The following is a 3,499-nucleotide window of genomic DNA, read 5'->3' as shown; positions in this document are numbered from 1 at the left end:
TGATGGCGCCGCGTAGAAGGAGCAGGGTGCGGTGGGGGGGGGGGGGCCGGGGGGGCCGCGCCACCCGCGCGCGTCACGGCTTGAGCAGCACCTTGACCGTGTTGTCCCGCTTGGCCTGGAAGTCCGCGTACGCCTCGGGCGCGCGGGCCAGCGGCACCCGGTGGGTCGCGAAGTCGTCCACGCCCAGCGGGTCGTCGTCGGTGAGCAGCGGCAGGATCTCCGGCACCCACCGCCACACGTTCGCCTGGCCCATCCGCAGCTGGACCTGCTTGTCGAACAGGGTCATCATCGGCATCGGGTCGGCCATCCCGCCGTACACCCCGACCACCGAGATCGTGCCGCCGCGCCGCACCAGCTCGATCGCGGTGTGCAGCGCCACCATGGGGTCGACGCCCGCCGTGCGCATCAGTTTGGCCGCCACCGGGTCCGGCAGCAGACCGGTCACCTGCTGGGCCAGCTTGCCCGCCGTGCCGCCGTGCGCCTCCATGCCCACCGCGTCGATCACCGCGTCCGGGCCGCGCCCGCCGGTCAGCTCGCGCACCCGCTCCACCAGTTCCGGCTCGCGGGCGTCGATCGCCCGCACGCCGCGCCCGTGCGCCCGCTGCAACCGCTCCGGCACCAGGTCGATGCCGATCACCGTCTCCGCGCCCCGGTGCAGCGCCACCCTGGCCGCCATGTCGCCGATCGGCCCGAGCCCCAGCACCGCCACCGAACCGCCGGGCGGGACCGCCGCGTACTCCACCGCCTGCCACGCGGTCGGCAGCACGTCCGACAGGTACACGAACCGGTCGTCCGGCGGGCCGTCCGGCACCTTGATCGGCAGCTTGTTCCCGAACGGCACCCGCAGGTACTCGGCCTGCCCGCCGGGCACCTGCCCGTACAGCTTGGTGTAGCCGAACAGCGAGGCCCCGCTGCCGTACTCGCGCACCTGCGTCGTCTCGCACTGCGACTGCAACCCCTGCGAGCAGGTGAAGCAGGTCCCGCAGGAGACGTTGAACGGCACCACCACCCGGTCGCCGGGCTTGACCGCCGTCACCTCGGGCCCGACCTCGGCGACGACGCCCATGGGCTCGTGCCCGAGCACGTCGCCCTCGTCGATGAACGGCCCGAACAGCTCGTACAGGTGCAGGTCCGACCCGCACACCCCGGTCGAGGTGATCTTCACGATCACGTCGTCCGGCTTCTGCAGGATCGGGTCCGGCACAGTGTCCACGCGCACGTCCCGCTTACCGTGCCAGGTCACAGCCTTCACGGCACTCCCTCCGGCTCGTCGGTCCCCCGTCCCCCGAGGCGTTCCCGCGAAGGAGCCGGGCAAACCGGGCGGGGCGAACCGGTCCGGACGTCCACGCCGGACGTCCCCGCCGGACGCCCCGCGCGGCGCTCAGCCCTTCCGCGCCGCCGCCGTGGCCCGCCGGTTCGCGCGCTTGACCGCCTCCACCAGCTCTTGCTTGTCCATCGACGACCGGCCGGGCACGTCGAGCCGCTTGGCCAGCTCGTACAGGTGCTTCTTGCTCGCGTTGGCGTCCACGCCCTCGTGCGTCGCCCCGCGCCGCCGAGGCGGTCCGCCCGCCGAGCGCTGGTCGGACGGCCCGGTGCGCTGCTTGCGCTCCCAGTGGTCGCCGACCTTCTCGTAGGTCCGCTTGAGCGCCGCGAACGCCGTGCGGTGCGCCCGCTCGCCCTCCCCGTACTGCTCGACGGCGCTGTCGTGCGCCTTCGCCCACGTGCGCTGAGCCCCCTGCGGGGAGCGGGTGATCGTGTCGGGCATCTCCTGGCGTGCGGGCACGGCGTACCTCCCTGGTTCGCTGGAACCGGTCGGGTACCCGCCCCCGCGCGGGTCATGCCGGGTCCACAGTGGACCCCTCGTCGGGTGGTCCGCCGTCGCGCACCACGACCACCTGCCCGGTGTGCTCCAACCGGTACCCGACGCCGCGCACCGTCGAGATGAACCGCGCCGCGTCGCCGAGCTTGCGCCTGATCCGCCGGATGTGGACGTCCACCGTCCTGGTGTCCACCACGGGGCTGGCGCCCCACACCCGGTGCATCAGCGCGTGCCGCCGGTGCACCCGGTCGGGGTGCTCGCACAGGTGCAGCAGCAGGTCGAACTCCAACCTGGTCAGCTCGACGCGCTCGCCCCGGTGCAGGACCCGCCGGGAGTCGGCCAGCACCACCAGCGCGGGCTCCCGCCGGGCGGGCTCGACCGCCCGTACCTCCACCTCGGCCCCCGGCAGCTCCAGCGCGGAGCGCAGCGCGTCGGCCAGCCGCCGCGCCATCTGCTCGGGGCCCGTCACGCGGATGCTGATCGTCACGTCGACGCTCGTGGCCTCCGGGACCAATCCACCCACCCCCACAGCGTGATCGGATCAGTCCGCGCGGGCCGGGGTCAACGAGGTCCACCCGATGAGACCTGTCGGCGCGCGGGTGGAGCCGTTCCCGGAGCGCGCGGGACCGAACCCGCGGGGGAACCCGAGCGGCGGGGCGAGCGCCGCACGGGGGACAACCGGGTGATCCGGTGATCGTCCCACCGGCCCACCAACCGGTAGACCGGTTCACCCGCACCGGTGCTCCTCTCCGTCGCTTTGCGGCCACCTGGCACCAGCGCGACCACGACCCGCAACCGGTCGGCCCCCGCACGCGGTCCGATCAGCGCATCGCAGGTCACGCATACAGCTAACCCCCGTGAACGGGTGCTGGTGCTTGTCCTGATCGGGCGGACGGTTGTACGGTGCGCAACTTCCCCTTGGCGTTAGCGGAGACCCGGTTCGGGATGCCCGCGGAGAACGCCCGCAAGTTCCAGCAGGTGGCGGCCCAGCAGAACCTCGTCATCGACGTCCGCGCGACCAACCAGCACGCCGTGCCGTGGCTGCGCGCCGGGGCGCTCCCCAAGCCCGAGGCCATCAAGGCCAAGACCATCGACGAGCGCGACGTGCGCCTCGGCGCCAGGCCCCGCCACCTGGGCCTGGTCGGCTTCTTCGACCCGATCGAACCCCGCCGCGACCGCTCCGAGGCCGTGCTGAAGCGGTTCGCCATGCGCAGGGCCGAGTACGACGCGCTCGGCCCGAAGATGGCCGTGCTCGCCGAGCGCGGCGAGTACTTCGTCCGCGACGGCGTCGTGCACGGCCACGACCGCGAGGGCAGGGTGCAGCCGGTCACCGGCGACCACGACGTGTTCGACATCCGCGGCGCGGGCGGCGGCGAGATCAGCGACGAGCGCTACTGGCGGGCCGTGGACACCATGATGTCCCTGGACATGGGCGTCACGCACGGTGCGCACATGATGTGGAAGCCGGTCACCGAGGGCGACCGCGCCATCTTCGAGTCGATCGCCCGCGACGGCAGCCCCAAGCTCAGGTTCCACCCCGACGGCTCGCTGTCCTCGGGCGACTTCCGACCGGTCGGCTCCACCGGGTACCGCCCCGACCACCTGCCCCTGGGCGCGAGCGCGATCACCAGGCCGGAGGGCGCCGCGCGCCCCCACGTCGCGCTCGCGGGCGTCGGGAGC

The 3,499-nt window shown here is 73.4% G+C and carries 4 protein-coding genes; 1 reads left to right on the top strand and 3 read right to left on the bottom strand.

The genetic code is table 11. The features are described 5' to 3' along the window. Positions 1-73: 73 nt before the first annotated feature. From ACTUAL_RS30330 to ACTUAL_RS30320, 3 genes are all read right to left on the bottom strand, one after another. Complete coding sequence (locus ACTUAL_RS30330; protein ID WP_440902637.1) at positions 74-1,252, bottom strand: zinc-dependent alcohol dehydrogenase; 1,179 nt, start codon at positions 1,250-1,252, stop codon at positions 74-76. 129 nt (positions 1,253-1,381) lie between these two features. Then, positions 1,382-1,783, bottom strand: coding sequence for a ChaB family protein (locus ACTUAL_RS30325; protein ID WP_096492359.1), 402 nt, complete (start codon positions 1,781-1,783; stop codon positions 1,382-1,384). A gap of 52 nt (positions 1,784-1,835) precedes the next feature. Continuing rightward, complete coding sequence (locus ACTUAL_RS30320) at positions 1,836-2,342, bottom strand: winged helix-turn-helix domain-containing protein (RefSeq protein WP_232519764.1); 507 nt, start codon at positions 2,340-2,342, stop codon at positions 1,836-1,838. 380 nt (positions 2,343-2,722) lie between these two features. Here ACTUAL_RS30320 and ACTUAL_RS30315 point away from each other — a divergent pair. Then, positions 2,723-3,499 (top strand): hypothetical protein (locus tag ACTUAL_RS30315; protein ID WP_440902636.1); only part of this gene is annotated, 777 nt, incomplete at its 3' end.

The sequence above is a fragment of the Actinosynnema sp. genome, from assembly GCF_052038725.1.
This window is presented reverse-complemented; position numbering and strand designations above follow the sequence as displayed.